Origin of the sequence: Acinetobacter sp. YH12233 (assembly GCF_013417725.1) — a bacterium.
Classification (GTDB): Bacteria; Pseudomonadota; Gammaproteobacteria; order Pseudomonadales; family Moraxellaceae; genus Acinetobacter.
Map to the genome: position 1 here is coordinate 53447 of NZ_VPDK01000015.1, position 18430 is coordinate 71876.

At 42.0% G+C, this 18430-nt stretch carries 20 protein-coding genes and 1 pseudogene; 10 read left to right on the forward strand and 11 right to left on the reverse strand.

All coding sequences use genetic code 11. From position 1 onward, the window contains the following. The first annotated feature begins 9 nt into the window (after positions 1 to 9). From FTV12_RS08615 to FTV12_RS08630, 4 genes are all read left to right on the forward strand, one after another. Positions 10 to 981, forward strand: coding sequence for a hypothetical protein (locus FTV12_RS08615; RefSeq protein WP_180031159.1), 972 nt, complete (start codon positions 10 to 12; stop codon positions 979 to 981). A gap of 327 nt (positions 982 to 1308) precedes the next feature. Further along, positions 1309 to 1698, forward strand: a complete 390-nt coding sequence (locus tag FTV12_RS08620) for a hypothetical protein (protein WP_180011895.1) — start codon at positions 1309 to 1311, stop codon at positions 1696 to 1698. Positions 1699 to 1933: 235 nt separating this feature from the next. Next, positions 1934 to 2413, forward strand: a complete 480-nt coding sequence (locus FTV12_RS08625; protein ID WP_180031153.1) for a hypothetical protein — start codon at positions 1934 to 1936, stop codon at positions 2411 to 2413. A 108-nt stretch (positions 2414 to 2521) separates the two neighbouring features. Continuing rightward, positions 2522 to 3040, forward strand: a complete 519-nt coding sequence (locus tag FTV12_RS08630; protein ID WP_179992852.1) for a hypothetical protein — start codon at positions 2522 to 2524, stop codon at positions 3038 to 3040. Positions 3041 to 3078: 38 nt separating this feature from the next. Here the strand turns inward: FTV12_RS08630 and FTV12_RS08635 are convergent, their stop codons facing one another. The 3 genes from FTV12_RS08635 to FTV12_RS08645 all read right to left on the reverse strand — a co-directional run bounded on the left by FTV12_RS08635 (position 3079) and on the right by FTV12_RS08645 (position 5713). Next, entirely contained in the window at positions 3079 to 4032 is a 954-nt protein-coding gene (locus FTV12_RS08635) for a 2-hydroxyacid dehydrogenase (RefSeq protein ID WP_180033860.1), read from the reverse strand. Positions 4033 to 4124: 92 nt separating this feature from the next. Further along, entirely contained in the window at positions 4125 to 4319 is a 195-nt protein-coding gene (locus FTV12_RS08640; RefSeq protein WP_005232434.1) for a hypothetical protein, read from the reverse strand. Positions 4320 to 4441: 122 nt separating this feature from the next. Further along, on the reverse strand, positions 4442 to 5713 hold the full coding sequence (locus FTV12_RS08645; RefSeq protein ID WP_180018238.1) for a hypothetical protein: 1272 nt from the start codon (positions 5711 to 5713) through the stop codon (positions 4442 to 4444). A 113-nt stretch (positions 5714 to 5826) separates the two neighbouring features. On the opposite strand from FTV12_RS08645, the gene FTV12_RS08650 reads away from it, so the two are divergent. Both FTV12_RS08650 and FTV12_RS08655 read left to right on the forward strand, forming a co-directional pair. Then, positions 5827 to 6603 carry a class I SAM-dependent methyltransferase gene (locus FTV12_RS08650; protein WP_180031149.1) on the forward strand — a complete coding sequence of 259 codons (777 nt, stop codon included), beginning with the start codon at positions 5827 to 5829 and terminating at the stop codon, positions 6601 to 6603. Positions 6604 to 6618: 15 nt separating this feature from the next. Continuing rightward, on the forward strand, positions 6619 to 7164 hold the full coding sequence (locus FTV12_RS08655; protein WP_180031147.1) for a hypothetical protein: 546 nt from the start codon (positions 6619 to 6621) through the stop codon (positions 7162 to 7164). 32 nt (positions 7165 to 7196) lie between these two features. On the opposite strand, the gene FTV12_RS08660 is transcribed toward FTV12_RS08655, so the two are convergent. The 3 genes from FTV12_RS08660 to FTV12_RS08670 form a co-directional block, all read right to left on the reverse strand. Next, positions 7197 to 9167 carry an acyltransferase family protein gene (locus FTV12_RS08660; protein ID WP_159123926.1) on the reverse strand — a complete coding sequence of 657 codons (1971 nt, stop codon included), beginning with the start codon at positions 9165 to 9167 and terminating at the stop codon, positions 7197 to 7199. 63 nt (positions 9168 to 9230) lie between these two features. Continuing rightward, positions 9231 to 10430, reverse strand: a complete 1200-nt coding sequence (locus FTV12_RS08665) for an FAD-dependent monooxygenase (protein ID WP_180031145.1) — start codon at positions 10428 to 10430, stop codon at positions 9231 to 9233. Between the two features lie 3 nt (positions 10431 to 10433). After that, positions 10434 to 11078, reverse strand: coding sequence for an SAM-dependent methyltransferase (locus FTV12_RS08670; RefSeq protein WP_180011909.1), 645 nt, complete (start codon positions 11076 to 11078; stop codon positions 10434 to 10436). Between the two features lie 84 nt (positions 11079 to 11162). Here FTV12_RS08670 and FTV12_RS08675 point away from each other — a divergent pair, with 84 nt between their 5' ends. Together FTV12_RS08675 and FTV12_RS08680 are read left to right on the forward strand one after the other, a co-directional pair. Beyond that, complete coding sequence (locus tag FTV12_RS08675; protein WP_180011884.1) at positions 11163 to 11339, forward strand: DNA gyrase inhibitor YacG; 177 nt, start codon at positions 11163 to 11165, stop codon at positions 11337 to 11339. A 154-nt stretch (positions 11340 to 11493) separates the two neighbouring features. Next, the gene (locus FTV12_RS08680; protein ID WP_004781764.1) at positions 11494 to 11676 is read left to right on the forward strand and encodes a hypothetical protein; all 183 of its coding nucleotides are present in this window, start codon (positions 11494 to 11496) and stop codon (positions 11674 to 11676) included. Positions 11677 to 11708: 32 nt separating this feature from the next. On the opposite strand, the gene FTV12_RS08685 is transcribed toward FTV12_RS08680, so the two are convergent. The 5 genes from FTV12_RS08685 to FTV12_RS08705 form a co-directional block, all read right to left on the reverse strand. Beyond that, the gene (locus tag FTV12_RS08685) at positions 11709 to 12353 is read right to left on the reverse strand and encodes an MBL fold metallo-hydrolase (RefSeq protein ID WP_180011882.1); all 645 of its coding nucleotides are present in this window, start codon (positions 12351 to 12353) and stop codon (positions 11709 to 11711) included. Between the two features lie 21 nt (positions 12354 to 12374). Beyond that, positions 12375 to 13388, reverse strand: a complete 1014-nt coding sequence (gene hemH / locus FTV12_RS08690) for a ferrochelatase (protein WP_180011881.1) — start codon at positions 13386 to 13388, stop codon at positions 12375 to 12377. A 65-nt stretch (positions 13389 to 13453) separates the two neighbouring features. Continuing rightward, on the reverse strand, positions 13454 to 14482 hold the full coding sequence (locus FTV12_RS08695) for a DUF4062 domain-containing protein (RefSeq protein WP_166138036.1): 1029 nt from the start codon (positions 14480 to 14482) through the stop codon (positions 13454 to 13456). 115 nt (positions 14483 to 14597) lie between these two features. After that, positions 14598 to 15476 carry a glutamate racemase gene (murI, locus tag FTV12_RS08700; RefSeq protein WP_166138033.1) on the reverse strand — a complete coding sequence of 293 codons (879 nt, stop codon included), beginning with the start codon at positions 15474 to 15476 and terminating at the stop codon, positions 14598 to 14600. 49 nt (positions 15477 to 15525) lie between these two features. Beyond that, positions 15526 to 16137 carry a DUF1285 domain-containing protein gene (locus FTV12_RS08705; RefSeq protein ID WP_159123934.1) on the reverse strand — a complete coding sequence of 204 codons (612 nt, stop codon included), beginning with the start codon at positions 16135 to 16137 and terminating at the stop codon, positions 15526 to 15528. 187 nt (positions 16138 to 16324) lie between these two features. Here FTV12_RS08705 and FTV12_RS08710 point away from each other — a divergent pair, with 187 nt between their 5' ends. Both FTV12_RS08710 and FTV12_RS08715 read left to right on the forward strand, forming a co-directional pair. Next, positions 16325 to 18037, forward strand: coding sequence for an electron transfer flavoprotein-ubiquinone oxidoreductase (locus FTV12_RS08710; protein WP_005232462.1), 1713 nt, complete (start codon positions 16325 to 16327; stop codon positions 18035 to 18037). 305 nt (positions 18038 to 18342) lie between these two features. Continuing rightward, positions 18343 to 18430 (forward strand): annotated as a pseudogene (locus FTV12_RS08715) (IS1595 family transposase); the annotation flags it as partial.

An 18430-nucleotide genomic window follows, 5' to 3' on the forward strand; every position in this document is an offset into this window, starting at 1 on the left:
AATATTGCTATGAAAACACTAGAAATCTTTTTATTCAATCTATTCATGGTGGGGGAGGATTTTTCAAATATTTCTGAAACAAGACGCTCTAGAAATACAACAATTATTAAGTGTGAAGGATATATTTTTGAATTCAAACAAATTGATATTCACTTTAACCAATATAAATTTCTAAACCAGCAAAAAATCACAACAGTAGTAAAAATACTGAATGTTCAATCCACGGAAATTGAATCTATATTACAAATTATTGATGATCTTTGTTGGTTACTTTCATTTTGTCAGCAATCATATGTTTGCAGAGCTGGTTATAAATACGATAGCGGAGAACATTGGCATGGCACTTTAGGTACTATAAATAATAAAAACAATATCATAGAAAATAGAGGTCAAGACATTAGATACTTCATTGAGCAAGTTTATCCAACATTTAAAAAACTAAAATCGAAAAGGCAATTAACAGTAATCTTTGGCTATATTTGTGAGGCATATCGCCCATCATTAGCTTATGAGATTTCTCTAATTTCTCACTACGTTGCTATAGAAAATTTGAAGCAGACATTTGCCTTAGATAAAGGATATAAATACTCTAGAGGATATTTTTCACATAAAGATTATCCTGCTTTAGATGTTGCACCTAAAGACTTAGAAAATTATTTCCCGCCTACCAGAAAAACGAAACAATATATACATAAAAAATTCGGGCAAGTTGGTTCAGCAGAAATGACTAGGCGCATGTTTGAAGACATTGGAATATCTAGAGACAACCCTATGGTTAAGTTTTCCCTTAAAAATCGAAACGATCTGATACATGAGGGCTTAGTATTTCCATTTGGACATGAGAATTACTTTGAAAAAGCTGAAAATGATTTCCATAATGTAAGTAATCTATTAAGAAAATATATTTTAACCTTACTAAATTACAAAGGTGAATATTACTTAAGTGAAGATCGAATCGGTCCTTCAGGCTTGATTACTTAGGGTCAAAGGTCAAATTAGCTGATCTTTACATCTCCCATAAGATCACAATAAAACCATGAAAAATAGAAAATCCCTTTCAATAGCTCAATATTTGATGATTGGTATTCTCCCCCCAATCATCACTGAAATTTTAGTATTTGCAGGGATTCAACGTACTTTTTGGCTACATTTTTTTAGCTTTATTATGATCACCGTTTTGGTGATCCTATATAACTATGCACGAAAAAAAACAGACCATACACCTTAGCCCTTAAGCTCAAAAACTATAGGCATATCCCTATATATTTCATATACTCACCCTAACAACACTCAACAAGAAAGAAGCGCATGAAATTTCAAACACTCATTATGACGACTCTTGCGGGTATCGCACTTACAGCATGTACATCTCAACCGACCATTCCACAGCTGGAACTGGGTGTATTACAGGAAGTACAAAATCTCGAAGTTATTCCAGAAACAACCAACAATAAGGCGAAACTGACCAAATTCCTCGACAAATGCGTGATTGAATTTACTGGCGACATCGGCAACAACCGTTCAGTTGAACAATGGTCATTTAAAGGCCTGACCCTGATTGATGCCGGTTCAGCAACTTTCCAGCGTGACGGTACCAGCACGGCACAAAAATTTGACCTGCACGATACGGCAGTACAAAAGAACTTTGTAATTCTGCGCAATCATTTTGCTAAAGATGCCCTAACTCAATGTGATTAAATAGATCGCCCTGTTTTTATGATGAAAATAGGGCTATTTATTTGAATGAACAGAAATTTAATTTTTCTTCTGATTTAAACTGCCTTTTCTTCCTTTTAAAAATTATAAGATCCTCGCATCAAACTACGCTGAACCTATACTCTCTCCATAGCTTATTCATTGTTTTTGGCTGATTATCCGTTACACTGAAAACCAAACTCAGACCGCTCTTTGACGAATTCGAGGTCGATCCATAATGAATATCAAAACCCCAATTATTTTAACGACAGCTTTAATGTTCTGCGCACCTGTATTTGCACAGACCGAAACCACTCAGACCAACAAACCGATTGCACCTTATGGTGAGAATCCGAACCTGCTGCATGTGTTTGCCTATAAAGCACAGGAAGGCGTTATCAATACCGCTGAAAAAGTAGGTGAAGTCACTGAAAAAGGCATTGCCAAAATCAAACCGGGTGTAGACCGTGCCTGGGGCAATACCAAGTCTGCAGCATCAGATACCATCCAGAAAGTAGATCAGGGTGCGACTCAGGCAGCACAGCAAACGGGTCAGAAAATTCAGCAAACCCGAGAAGTCTGGCGCGGCAATTCACAACAGGCACCGATCGTGCAGCAGCCTTTGAGTCAGCCATCTACCTCAACTCAAAATTCATCGGTATCACAGCCCCAGTCAAGTTCCGGTACAGCGACCAGTTATGCAGTAGATGATCTTTAAATCATCGCATTGAAAAAAGCCCATTACGGGCTTTTTCTTTTAAGCATTGAAGATAGTTGAGTCTTTCTTTAGACTGAACTCAAATAAAATCATGAGAAGATAATAAAAATGAAAAAAATTCTCCTCAGCTTTATCGCCGGCATTCTGTGTGGTGTAGCCATCCTGTACATCACTTTACTGGTTTCAGGTGAAACCGTGACCTCAATTGCTGCGATTGATGATGAATTATCCTCCATCCCGAGCCTGTCTAGTGCGAATCCTTATAACCATAAAACCGAAGGCGAAAAAATCCAGCATATAGAACACTTGGAGGAAGCTGAATTTAGGCCCGCATCTGGCAATAATGCCGACCTGTATCGGATCAAGGATATGTGTAAATTAAGAATCGGGACTCAAGGAGATGACATTTATAGCTATCGAACTGCTTATTTTTCGCAGAATCATCTGATTTATATGTTTGAAACCCATTATCGAACATCTTATGACAAGCGTCCCGATGAACGGGTACCCGAATTTAAGCGCGTCTATCAGGAAATTATATTTAACCCCCGGTCTGCACTGGTTCAGAGTGAATTTTTAAAGCTATTAGATAAATATATTACGCCAGAAAACCGAAAAAAATGCTGATCGAATTTAATCAGCATTTAGTTTTTATTTGGCAGTTTTTAATTTACCTGACGGATAGGCTGACCCTGCTTAAAGGCTGCTACATTTTCCACCATCTGATCCACAATGCGTTGACGGGCATCGACACTACCCCAGGCATTGTGCGGTGTAACAATCAGGTTAGGAATTGAAGCATCAAGCAATACATTGCCTTCTTTTGGTGGCTCAACAGTTAGTACATCCGTCGCAGCACCGGCAATTTTGCCTTCGCGTAAGGCTTGAGCCAACGCCTGTTCATCAACGATTCCGCCACGTGCACAGTTAATTAAAAATGCACTTGGTTTCATCGCGTCCAATTCGGCATGACTGATTAAATGACGGGTATCTTCCGTTAAAGGGCAATGCAGGCTTAAAAAATCCACTTGTGGCAATAACTCTGCAAATGGAATACGGGAATCATCTGCTGGACGGTTGGGCAAAGCTGTAATCAGTACTTTCATGCCAAAGGCTTCTGCCAGTCTGGCAACTGCATGGCCCAGCTCACCATAACCAACAATACCTAAGGTCTTGCCTGCCAATTCTACAATTGGCGCACCCAATAGACAGAACTGGCTGGCCTTTTGCCATTCGCCCTGCTGTACTGCACGTTGATAGGTTAAAAATGAAGTGGCCAGATTGAGCATCAGCATAAGGGTATGCTGAGCGACGGCAGAGGTGCCATAAGCCTGACAGTTACACACCACAATGCCACATGCCTTGGCCGCAGCCAGATCGACATTATTGGTGCCCGTAGCAGAAATCAGGATCAGTTTCAGTTGAGGGCATTGCTGGATGGTTGCCGCGTCAATCATAACTTTGTTGGTAATGATGACATCGACATCGGCCACACGAGACTGAATCTCTGCAGCCGATGTGGCCGGGTATAAGACCAGCTGATCAAATACTGCATGTAGTGCCTGAAAGTCCAAATCCTGTTGGTCTAAAGAAGCATAATCTAAATAAGCGGCTTTCATGGCGCTACCCTCAACCTTGTTTGACAATTTATTTTGATTGCCATTTAAAACAAGTCCTGCAGGGTTTTCAAGCAACTTACTGTCAGAAGTGGTTAATCTACAGACTTATCAATATGGTTACGCAGAGAACGGCGCACCTTATAAATCACATATACACTGAGAAAGATCAGAAAAATAAGAGAAGAACTGAGCAAGATCACTGCAGGATGCACACTTTCCGCGTGTGCAAAATTAGGCAGCATCAGTCCAAGAATAAAACAAATACTTGTAACTTGTTTGGATTGCATATATTTACTCCCTTGTCATATAAACAACCGGGAGCGGTGTGACTATTTTTCATACCGCCTAAGACCATATTAGGCCTTAGCAAATATAAGTCAAGTATTTGTTTTTTAGATAAATTTTTTGGTTAGTTCATTTCACTTCGTGTCACAAACTGTGTATTTTTGTCACTTGCGTCAACGAAACCGGAAGCGCCGTATTCATCTGTATGCAAATTCAGATGTTTATAGCTGAACATATAAAAATCAGCATAGCGTTTCATAATAATCGGATGCATGCCTACATTTAATTCATCCTGCTCCTTGACCAGTTTCATGATATGCCGGTCATTCATCACCACCAGATAACGTTCATCATTCAGATTGATGGTCAGCAAGCCATTACCTTTGGCATAGATTGGAATCAGGAATTTATGGTTCAGTGCAATAGCATCACCGGTATAGCTTTCGATCTTGTTGCTGATGACGTTAAAGACCAGTGCATGTCCATAGGCATCCAGCAATAACTGGCGCTTTTCCTGCGGCAGATTGACGTGAATTCCGAGCTTAAGCAGATCCTGCTGATCGACCTGTTTATTACTCAGCAATTCACGCAAAATCACCTGTTTTTGCGCTGCATCAAAAAACTGGGTATCCAGCAGCAGATCATTATTTTTCAGAATACGTCCTAAAGCAAAACGATGCCTCGGCAGGATATTCTCAATCACCTTGCGATAATAGAACTTGCTGTTTTTTTTGACCCGGCGCATTTTCTGGTAGAAATAACTTTCATCATATTCATGCAATAAAAAGTCATACAGCAGCTCGGAGCTGGCCAGAACAGCGATGGCGTCATGGCCGGTAAATGGCAGATGCAGTACATGATGCTGCGGAAGTACGGCTTCTAGTTTCAGGTAATGTACCCGGTCTTCGGTGCAATACGGGTCATATACCAGAATATATTCCCGTTCCGGACTGACATCTTCTGCCTCAATCCGCATGCCTTCATTCAGCTCGGGCTGGTAAAACATGTTGTAGCGGGCATCTTCGACATCTTCCGGATCAATCGAATATTGCGGCACCATCGCCACCACTCGCTGAACATTCAGCAGATTGGAATATTTAATCGCAGCATAGCCACCCATGGAGCCACCGTAGGCAATGCGCTGCTGAAACGGTGCAATCAGCTCGGCAATGGCTTGCAACATGTTCCACATGGAACTTTTTGGAAACCAGGATTTATGTTTGGGCATGATTCCCAAAACATTAAATTCAAATTTCGCTAATGATTTTTCGGCATTGATGCTTAAGCCCTTGGCACGGGTAATCAAATCTCCAAATGAAAAAATCAATTCTGAAGATGACCCCGGCATAAAAATTGCGCGTATATGCTCATCTTCAAAAACAATCTGCTTATCCATAACTTTCCCGTGCTGGTGAATCTAACTTTTCGGCAACAATTCACTCAATGAATAGGGCCGAAAAAGTGAATATGCTATTTTATATCGATGAAAAAGATTAAAAAGCGCAAAATATGACACAATCACTGCATCCTGCAGCTCAACAGGGGTTTAGTGCAGCTGCTGAGCTTTATCAGCAGGTACGTCCTGACTATCCGGCAGATCTTAGCCCATGGCTTGCCGAGACACTGTCATTGCCTGTAGATGCAGATCTTGTCGATTTGGGAACAGGAACAGGTAAATTTATTCCCTATTTGCGTCCACTCAGTAGTCACATCATCGCCATTGATCCTGTCCCTGAGATGCTGGCCCAGTTAAAACTGGCACATCCGGATATTCATACCCTTGAAGGGATGAGCCACCAGCTTCCCCTGCCCGATCATAGCGTGAATGCCGTGTTTTGTGCACAGTCATTTCACTGGTTTGCCAATCTGAAAACCTTAAAGGAGCTGGATCGGGTACTTAAACCTCAAGGCTTTCTGGTACTGGTCTGGAACCAGCGTGATATCACAGTCGACTGGGTCAAAGCTCTGGCAGATTGCATTGCACCACTGGAAGGCAATACGCCACGCTATCATAGTGGTGCCTGGCGTAAAGTATTTGAAGAACAGAATCTCTTTCAGCCTTATGCTGAAACGCAAATGCAACAGCTACAGCATGGCCCTGTCGAGCAGGTGGTTTCCAAACGCTTATTGTCAACTAGCTTTATTGCGGCACTACCAAAAGAACAGCAACAGCAGCTCAAGCAGCAATTCGAACAAATTATCAAAAACTATACGGACAAGGGTGCAGAAGATATGATTAATTTCCCTTATGTCACCTATGTTTATGTATTCAAGAAAAATAATTAGGAACAGGATTCAATCATGCACACGATTCAATTGATGTCACGAACTGCACTTTTCACTGCCGCCATGTTTTTGATGGCCTGTGACCAGAAAAGTTCACAATCTGTAGAACAGCAGGCAACAGAAGACTCTGCATCAGAGGAAATCATGCAAGAATTGAAAACTGGACCCGTAAAAAACTTCCCCAAAACAGAAGATGATCCACATGATATTGCTGTCTTGAATGACTATGAGGAACGTTTCCAGGAAATGAGCGCGGATCTGGAAGCTGAACTCAATGGCATGCGCAATGATGACAATCTGACCCCGGAATTTGTCCAGCAACGTCAACGCGATCATGTCCAGTCTTCGTTAAATATGCTCAAAGATCTGGAGCTTAAAACTGAACAGGGCCGTTATATTCAGGGTTTGATGTATCAATACTGGGAACATCAGGAAAAACTGGTGAATAGTCCAAAATCTCAGGCCACTACTGTGAATGAAGCCAGTGAAAATGTAAAAGGTCTGGGCAAATATCTACATGCCCAAGAGCAACTGGAACGCTGGAGGAAGCAAACTCAATAAAAAAAAGACCATCTATGTAGATGGTCTTTTTTTTAATCATAAACCAGTGGGTTTCCAAATCTCTCTAAGTAAATAGTTCCTATTTCTTGTGAACCACGATAATTCAAATGATTACTATCTTTATCACGATATAGTGGGACATTTTTAATGTAACTCGTGCATTGAATGTCGTTGCAGAATACCTTTTTAGGATCAATAACCTTCACTTGAGCATAACGCTCTGGAAGCTGATGTATAAATTGAATAAATTTCTTATTCATAATATCTATGTCTTTACGTTTAAAATGACAATCTAAATCAGAACGAATTGTGTGTTTTTTCATAATACAGTTTGAGCTAGTATTTTCTAATTGTGGTACGTCTAAAAGAATAATAACGCGTTCACTTGCTTGAATCGCATTTTGAATCGCTTGATCAAACGCAGCAAAGAAAATCGTTTCAGAATCACGCTTAGTTCCATCATCTAGCTTTACAGTATCTTTTAAATATAAGTTGTAATAACCAGACAGAACAATGGTCTGAAATTGATGTTGCGTTAAGAACTGAGTTAAAAGATCATTTCGTGTTTTGAACTTATTTTCAATTTTTTCAATACTATTTTTAGTCTCAGAAAAAACGACGCCTGGCATATAGAAAGTACCGCCTTGAGTAATATCATAACCACGTAATTTTTGATCTTTTGCCCAAACATCTAACATTCCCGTATAAGCACTTGCATGTGAATCACCTAACACAAGAAAATCTATCTGATCTTTCTTTACGCCCAGCACACATTGATCTGACAATGGCAATTGATCTGGAGATGGTCCACCCTCACAAACTCCTCGAATACGATGTGCAAACATTTGTAATGCTTGATCTTGCTCCTGTACGACCTGATCGAAACGATTTGGGAAACCTTTACTCAGATAGGTAGAAAGTGAAATTAAAAGTACTACTCCTAATGGCATCAAATATCCTATTTTAACTATACGACGAGCTGGATATTTAAGTAATGTTTTTGCAGGTATCTCGATAAACTTATAAGTTAAAAATGCAGCTAGTATTGATGCAGTAAAGACAACCCCTCGTGTTGTAATATTCCACTGAATCGCATAGACATTACAAAAAGCAATAATAGGCCAATGCCATAAATATAATGGATAAGAAATCTTTCCAAACCAAATACTCGTAGGATTATTTAAGATGAAATTATTCTGATAGTACTGCCCAAAATAAATAATCAGCGCTGTAGCAATACACGGAATAAGTGCTGAAAGTCCTGGAAATTTAATTCCTAAACCAAAAAGGATACCGCATACGATTAGGGTAAGAATACTGACCCAAACCAATAAGCGAGCAAGCGTCACTTTTACTTTAATTTGCGGCATAAATACAATGAGACTACCAATTAATAGCTCAAATGCTCTTACAGGCATTTTATAATATGCTTTAGCTGCATTTTTCGTCATTGAATATTCTGCAAAAGCCAGTGAAGCTAATATCAAAACAATGACAAACGATACAAAATAATTTTTTCTAATATATTTAAAAGCAAAAAGTAAAATAAGAGGCCAGAAAATATAGAATTGTTCTTCTACACCTAATGACCATAAATGTAGCAATGGGACTTCTTCAACTATCGGGCTAAAGTAATCACCCGCATTTTGACGCATATAAATATTAGCTGTGAATAACGTTGAATATAAAAGGCTTTCAATATAATCAAGTAAATCATGCGGAGTAAATATTGAAAAAGCACACAATGTAGTGACAACCAGTACACTAAATAAAGCTGGTGCTAATCGAACGATTCGCTTCTTATAAAAATGACCTAGACTATATTTTTCTTGTTGAATGTCTTGATATAAAATTTTGGTAATCAAAAAACCCGAAATGACAAAAAAAACATCAACACCAATAAAACCGCCTGATAGGAACTGAAATCCTAAATGCTGAAATACTACGAGAAGTACAGCAATTGCCCTCAAACCATCGATATCGGGTCTGTAATTCATACTCATAATTATGGGTTTTCAAATGTGCGCATCATAGCTACATTTAGCTAGAAGAACAATTTAAATAATTTATCTTTCAAGCAAATATTGATGCACACCCTCACCTGCTGCACGTCCAGTGGCAAAACAGGCGGTGAGTAAATAGCCCCCTGTAGGCGCGTCCCAGTCCAGCATTTCACCGCATAAGAATACATGTGGATTGGATTTAAGCTGAAGCTGCTCTGACAGAACCTCGCGTTTAACGCCACCTGCACAGCTAATCGCTTCTTGTATAGGACGGAAACCTGTTAAAGGAATTTTCAATTGCTTAATCTGCTGTGCTAATTCAGTAGCATTTTGCCAAAGTGGCTTTGGTACCAGTTCACGCACCAGAGCAGCTTTTGCACCCTCTAAACCTGCTTTCCGCCAGATATTATTCAAAGACTGCTTTTTACTTGGCTGTAATTTTTTAGCCAGCTGCTCTAAGGTTTGATCCGGAAAAAGATCCAGATTCAGCTGCATCGGCTGCCCCTGTTTCAGCTGTTGACGCAGTCCCCGACCCTGTTTATAGATCAGACCACTTTCCAGACCATAGTGACTGATCACAATATCACCCATAGTCTTGTCACCGCCATCAACCCAAGCTTCGACCCGTTTTAAGGGCTGACCGAAGATTGGCTGCATAAACTTGGACCATGGATATTCCACACCTGCATTACTGGCTTGGAAAGGTTCAATCTCGCTGCAATCAAGCCATGCTTGCCATTTCCCATCACTGCCGAGTTTTGACCATGACACTGCACCACAAGCCAAAACAATCGCATCAAAATTTTCTGTGAATGCGCAATCATTTTTTAAATCATGAATGTGTAGCTGATGATTTTTTAGATTTAGAATTTGATGGCGATAATGAAACTGGATGCCATGCTCAGTCAGACGTTTTAACCAGGCACGCAATAGTGGAGCGGCTTTCATTTCTGTAGGAAAGACCCGACCTGAGGAACCAATATAAGGTTCAATGCCAAGATCTCTCATCCAGTTTTGAATCCATATGGCATCCCAGCGTTTGATCCAAGGCGCTAACCAGTCTACCTGATCATAACGCTGCACAAACTGCTCGACGGGTTCGGCATGAGAAATATTTAGGCCGGTTTTCCCAGCCATCAGGAATTTACGGGCAGCCGAAGGCTTCTGTTCAAACACACGAACTTCATAATCAGACTGGCTCAGAACTTCTGCAGCCATCAAGCCTGCCGGGCCAGCACCCACAATTGCAATGCGTTTCGTCATGGCTTATTCCGCCGAACTCGCATTCTGCCCTTGTAACGGCTGAAACTCATCAAAACGCGTTGTATAGCCTTCCGGTTTACTAATAATCAATTGCTGGCACAACTCACCACGCTTTAGATATTTAATTTCAAAATGAGTTCTTGCCGAGTCTTGGCCAATGACTTCTTTAACAAAAGGCAGCTTCCACAGGTTTTGAACCTGCTGCTCTGCCTCCTCAATATATTCAGGAATGTTACTCGCTAAAGTGATCGTGCCACCAGTTTTTAAACGCGATAATAAAAACTCAAAAAATGGCATATTCAACCAGCGCTGCGCCGGGTTATGCGGCTCAGGGTTCGGATATAAAATAAAAAACTGTTCGACTTGTGCTGGATAGAGTGCATGCACAATCCACGGCAAAGCATCGGCATGAACCGTTTGTAAATTCGGCTGTCCTTCCAGCGCATGCTGTTTTTGCATGGCCAAAAATTTCTCTCGAGTCCGCTCGATCGCTATCAGCTTGCTGTTCGGATTGGTCTGGGTAAAGAGCAATGCGTGTTTACCTTTGCCCGCACCGATTTCCACACAAACCGGTTCAGAACTGATACTTTGGAAATCACGAGGCGCATGCATACGCTGTGCTTGAAATTGACGAATCGACATAATCAGATCAAACTAATAAAAACTGTATAAGTCTAACAAGTGCAGTTATATTTGCCTAATCGAAGCTTTATTTTTCTAGGGAGTGTGCTGATGCCGACCACTTTAAAATGTCCACGCTGTGGCAAACTGACCACTTGGGAAAATAATGAATTTCGTCCTTTCTGCTCGGAACGCTGCAAAATGATTGATCTAGGCGCTTGGGCCAGTGAGGAATACAAACTGCCAACCCAAGATGCTCCCGCAGCTGAATCTTCTGAAGAAGACTGAACCTTTTAAAATATCCTATCACATTAAGCATATCCTAAATAATCACATGATTTTTATAAAAGGCTTGTAGAAAACCAACACAAGTTAACAGCACATATGCCAGTTTAATACTATGTTCTTACGCAGAAATATCACATTATTTTAGAGCAAGAACATGGGCTACATTATTCTAAAGATCATTTTAATTGGGGTAGGAATACTTGCGATATTGTCATTAGGAATAGGCATTTTCCAACAGGATGGCTTATTTATTGTTGTTGGAATTCTGCTTGCCATTATGACTTGGCTGATCTACGCACAAACCCGTCAGTCTTTAAATAATCCTTTTAGCAAATAAAAAGACCAGCTAGGCTGATCTTTTCACCTACTTTAACCGGCTTTTCCCGCAATGAAAGGATTATGCTGTTTTTCAAAACCAATATTACTAATCGGACCATGTCCTGAAATAAACCGGGTTTCATCCGGCAGACTAAAACATTCGCGCTGGATTGAATCGAGTAGCTGTTGGTGATCGCCACGCGGAAAATCTGTCCGTCCAATTGAGCCTTTAAACAGTACATCCCCTGTCCATAACAAAGCATGATTCTTGTTATAGAACATCACATGACCTGGGGTATGACCCGGAGCAAAACGCACTTCAAACTCTTCATCACCCAGCTTGAGAACTTCTCCACCTTCCAGCCATTGCGTGACTTCTACTTTTTCCGGAATCGGAAAACCGTAACGGGTAGACACTTCCTGAATCATATCCAGCCAGAATGCATCGTCCTTATGCGGACCAATCACCGGCACATCCCAAACTTTTTTTAAAGCACCAACTGCTCCAGCATGATCGAGATGGCCATGAGTCAGCCATAAAGCCTTGACCGTTAAGCCCAGTGCTTCTACTTCCGCTTTTAATTTTTCAGGTTCGCCCCCTGCATCAATCAAAACAGCCTCTTTACTGTCGCTATCCCAAAGAATCGAGCAGTTTTGCTGAAATGCAGTCACAGGAACAATTTTGACTTGTAACATAGGATAAGAAACCTCAAAAGATTAATGGGCAAGCGTCTGATTCAATGCTTCAAGATTAGCCTGTAACAGCGTATTGAGCAATTGCACATGATCTTCACGGTTGTTCAAAGCCGGAATATAACTGTAGCTTTCCCCGCCATTGGCCTTGAAGGTCTCCCCATTTTCCATAGCCAGCTCTTCCAGTGTTTCCAAACAGTCGGCCGAGAAAGCCGGACTCATCACCTGAATTGATTTCACGCCCTGTTTGCCCCACTCTTCAATTAAGGCATCCGTATAAGGCTTAACCCACTCCTGTTTACCAAACCGGGACTGGAAACTAATTGCATACTGATCTTCAGATAGACCTAAGGCTTCTGCAACCAGTTTGCCTGTAATCCGGCAACGATCCGCATAAGGATCACCTTTATCGGCATAGGGCTGCGGGATACCATGAAATGACATCAATAGTTTTTCCGGCTGCCCATGAATCGCCTGATAATCCCGAACACTTTGTGCCAGTGACTGAATAAATAAGGGATGCTGATAATAATCGCGGATAATCGACAAACCAGGTAAATTGCGCTGTTTCAGCACCCATTTTGCGACTGCATCATACAGAGGTGCGGTAGAGGTCGCTGAATACTGGGGAAATAACGGAAACAGAATAATGTGATCTTGCGGTTGAACCGAAATCTGATCAAGGACAGCCTGAATATTGGGATTGCCATAGGTCATGGCAGGCACCACATTCAGTTCAAATTGCGGATATTGTTCAATGAGTTTGGCCTTTACTTGACTCACCTGCTGCAGCAGAATCTCACGCATCGGTGAATCCTGACCCCAGACCTGTGCATAAGCCTGGGAAACTCGCTTGGGACGGAACGGTAAAATAAATAAACGCAGGATGAGTTGCCAGATCGGCTTGGGAATTTCAATGACACGCTGATCAGATAAAAACTGCTTCAGGAAATCGCGTACTGCCGGCACAGTCGGTGCATCGGGTGTGCCTAAATTTGCCAATATAATCGTAACTTTTGGTTTAGCTGTAGAAAACATGCAGTACGCCCGTCGTGGTATCAACCCGCTTACTTTAACAGCTTTTTACTTATTCTCTATATGGATTAATACACTGACTTATATTGAAAAGTACGATCTTTATCCAGCAAGTTACTGTCCAGCAGTTTTTGTGCCTTAGGCGTAATCTGCCAAAGCAGACGCTGACGGTCATCACGGCCTGACGGTACAATCCAGTCATTCTGGCGCATTTGCAATTTCAGGCTATGCAAGGCGCGAATATTAATCTGGGCACGGGCTACAGCATGCGCGCGCGGCATTTCCGCTCGTGCATCTTCCAGACCGGTTTCATTCAAATACTCATTCATACGCTTGGAGAAAAATTCCTCCGGCGTCGGATTAATGAATGTAGAGCCGAGAATAGCCAGCAATTGTGCCCAGGTCAGTCTCTTCTGAACTTTTAGCTCTTTAAAGTTACCATCCTGATAAGCATGCATACGGTATTCGAAGGAGAAAACTTCATGCATAGACACTTTCGGCAGGCTCAGGAAAGGATCCACTTCACGTGTCCCCCCATCGCGTTCCAGTTGGGCCACTTTAGCTTTGAGCTGGTCAATCTCGTCATGCAAGGCTTGAGTATTCTGAGGACGTACCCAGCCACTTACCGGATAACGTTCCAGCATTTGCGGCATGTTCAAACGTACCGCCATTTCCAGATCGCGCAAGGTACGATAGCAAAAGACCTGATCAGCTTCCTGCTGCAATAACTGACGAAATTCTTTAAATTTTTCTTGTAATTCAGGTTTCGCATCGTGCAAGGAAGGATCACGTGAAGCCGGATCTTCATGCATAAACACAATAATCGGTTTCTGCTTGGTCACAGCGTAAATGTATTCCAGATGCATATAACCTACACCGGAAACCGACTGCTCGCCATACTGGCTACCCAGCAGAATCACCACATAATCACAATCATCAATCTGGCGACGTGCAAATGCAGTATTTAAAGGAGTGCGTTGTTCCAGCCCCCAGGAAAAGAAACCCATGCCGACCAAAGTTTGTGACAAGATGATCCGCTCTGGCTGCATTTCTGCACCAGAGGTGGAGATAAACACCTGATAACGTTTATCGAGCATTGGTTATCCTCTTTTACTGCACATTGATCTGGCCGGCTAAACCCTGCCCTGACACAATATGACGACCCCAGTATAAAAATATATCTTTCAAAATTATAAGATGAGTGACGGTCGCCTAGCTGACTTCTGTCTCCATATTGCTGACCTGCCATTTAATATCGGCTGGAATCAGATGCCCTAAAATCGGCTGGAGCTGTTCAGCATTTTGACCACTAACCACAAGTCGGATTTTTAGACTGTCCTTGCACTCATGTTCAAATAATAACCCATTTTTGATCAAAATTCGGGCCGTTTGTCTCGCAACCGCGAATCCTGAGTCAATTAATGTCAGCTTTTGACCAAAAATATACTGAATTGACGATTTTAGGAAGGGGTAATGTGTACATCCTAGCACTAAATAATCAGCACCCTGATCAACAACCGGTTGTAAAATCTGAGTTAATGTCGCCAGACACTCAGGACTCATCTGCTGACCGGCTTCTACAAAAGGCACCAGATCCAGACAGGTCACCGGAATTACTTTGACCTGTGCCGGCTCGGCAAAACGGGTCATGACATCCTTAATCAGCTGGCCACGAAAGGTTGCAGGTGTGGCCAGAACGGCCACCGTTTTGGATTGGGTATTGAGGACTGCAGGTTTGAGCGCTGGCACCAGTCCAATGATAGGAAAGTTTTCACCATAATGCTCACGTAAATAATCCAGGCTAAATGCAGAAGCGGTATTACAGGCAACGACTGCAACTTTACAGCCTTCACGATACAGCCATTCAATCGCTCGCGCAGTTAGGTCACGGATTTCCTGATCTTTACGGGGCCCATAAGGTACGTAAGCCGTGTCGGCATAATAAACAAAGCGTTCATTGGGCAAATACCGGGCAATTTCCAAAGCAACCGACAACCCTCCCACACCAGAATCAAAAATCCCGATAGGTGCATCAGCACTGGCTTTAGGCATGGGATCTACTAAGGGATAAATCGGTTGGATAGCGCTCATAACGTTGCTAGTTGCTTGTTTCAAATGACCTTGCGACAAAGCTTAAACCTCAGGTGCTTAAATGCAAGTCTAAATCACCACTTTTCAAGCTTAAAACCGTCTCTCCAGCAGCATTTTCACCAAGCTCGCCCATCTCCACCAGATGTAAAAAAGCAGCCCGCTGAATAAGCGCATTGATTCCAAAACGCACATGCACATAAGGGCGCAATTCATCCTGATACTGACGCATAAAGATAGGATGTTCGCTATCGACAATAATGATGTCCTGAGTCGTGGTGGTCAGTTGCAGGTAAGTCCTGCCTTCAATCTTGACCTGATCGACCTGATTTACAAACAGAGGTTCATCTTCGACCTCGATTTCAATCATTTCAACCGGCGTCTTTAGATAGAATTTTCCTTCTTCTTTCCAGAGTACCGTGGAAAACAGGTCTATCATCGGCTGACGCTTGATCAATTGACCTTCGTGCCACCATTCTCCATTGGCCAAAACCTTGAGATCCATTGCGCCACAATGCTTTGGCTGCCATTGATCCAAAGGCGGGATTGACCTTTTGTGACTGCCCTGTGCATCTTTTAAGTATTGTGCGATATCCATTAAATTTTTATCATCGCTAGAAGCTACTTTTTTCGTCGGATTTTTATCGGGTGCTGACTTATTCATATAAAGAAGACCTTAATGACGGAAAAATAATATGTTTCAGCCAATTGGCTTAACCTGGGTTTAAAACTATACTAGCCCAGATGCTTAAAGACACTACTATTTTTGTGTCTAGGAATTCAGAACACTCATGGCAGCACCCAATCATCCGATTATGGTTGCCACCGAATAGAAATATGAGGAGTCCTACATGGAACACATCGAACGTGAATCGATGGAGTTTGACGTTGTGATCGTAGGTGCGGGTCCTGCCGGCCTGTCTGCTGCAATCAAGATCCGTCAACTTGCAATTGAAAACAATTTAAATGATCTGTCCGTTTGTGTCGTAGAAAAAGGCTCCGAAGTCGGTGCACATATTCTTTCGGGTGCTGTGCTTGAACCACGTGCCATGAACGAACTATTCCCGAACTGGAAAGAAGAAGGTGCACCTTTAAATGTGCCAGTGACAGAAGACAAAACTTTCTTCCTTCTTTCAGATGAAAAATCACAAGAAGCACCGCACTGGATGGTGCCTAAAACTATGCATAACGATGGTAACTACGTGATCTCACTGGGTAACGTGGTGCGCTGGTTAGGCCAGAAAGCCGAAGAGCTGGAAGTATCGATCTTCCCGGGCTTTGCTGCTTCTGAAATTCTGTATCATGAAGATGGTACGGTGAAAGGTATCCAAACCGGTGACATGGGTATTGGTAAAGATGGCGAACCGACGCATAACTTTGCACCAGGTTATGAGTTGCATGCCAAATACACCATTTTTGCTGAAGGCTGTCGCGGTCATTTAGGTAAACGCCTGATCCAAAAATTCAATCTGGATAAAGATGCTGATCCGCAGCACTACGGGATCGGCATTAAAGAACTCTGGGAAATCGATCCAGCGAAACACAAACCAGGCCTGGTAATGCACGGTGCAGGCTGGCCTTTATCTGAAACCGGTTCTTCAGGTGGCTGGTGGCTCTACCACGCTGAAAACAATCAGGTAACCCTAGGCATGATCGTGGATCTTTCTTATGAAAATCCACACATGTATCCATTTATGGAAATGCAGCGCTGGAAAACCCACCCACTGATCAAACAGTACCTGGAAGGCGGCAAGCGTATTTCATATGGTGCGCGTGCAGTAACTAAAGGTGGCTTTAACTCCCTGCCGAAATTTACCTTCCCGGGTGGATCTTTAATTGGTGATGATGCAGGCTTCCTGAACTTTGCCAAAATCAAAGGCTCACACACTGCGATGAAATCAGGCATGTTGTGTGGCGAAGCAGTCTTTGAAGCGATTGCTGCCGGTGTAGAAAAAGGTGGTGATCTGGCGATTGCGCGTGTGACCGAAGGCGAAGACTTCTTTGTTAAAGAACTCACATCTTATACAGACAAGTTCAACAATAGCTGGCTGAAAGAAGAGTTGTATAGCGCACGTAACTTTGGCCCGGCAATGCACAAGTTCGGTCAATGGATGGGTGGTGCATTCAACTTCATCGACCAGAACGTGTTTAAAGTGCCGTTCACCCTACATGATCTGGTGCCAGACTTTAAAACTCTGAAAACGGTCGATGCAGTGAACTTCAAGCCGAACTATCCAAAACCGGATGGCAAGCTGACCTTTGACCGTCTGTCTTCAGTATTTGTATCGAATACGGTGCATGAAGAAAACCAGCCTGCGCACTTAAAGTTAACTGATGCTTCGATTCCGGTAGATGTGAATCTGCCGAAATGGGATGAGCCTGCACAGCGCTACTGCCCGGCAGGTGTGTATGAAATCATGGAAAATGATGACGGTTCGAAACGCTTCCAGATCAACGCCGCGAACTGTGTGCACTGCAAGACCTGTGACATCAAAGATCCATCTCAGAATATCACCTGGGTAACACCGGAAGGTGGCGGTGGTCCGAACTACCCGAATATGTAATGCTTAATTAGCTTGCATAAGCCTCTAAAATAATTAATTACTTTAGAGGCTTTTTTATATTTATAAGATTATGAAATACGCATCATTTAATTTTTTTGTACAAGAAAAAATTAGTATTTAATAGATTTAAATATTTTATCTGCATCATGGCGCTGCCAAATATGGAATAGGCTGTTATGGGTACAATTCATAGCTTTTAATATTTCTTCTTGGGTTTGAATTGAGTTGTAACCATCTAATTTTTTATTAAGAACCTCAAAAAATAAGGCTCTAGACTAGCAAAATGATTATGTTAGTCTAGAATCATGATAGAAAACAGTAAATTAAGTCACTACAAGATTAAAAAAATTATTCAATGCTTTTGTGTTGATATTCCTGCTTCCAAAACAGCCT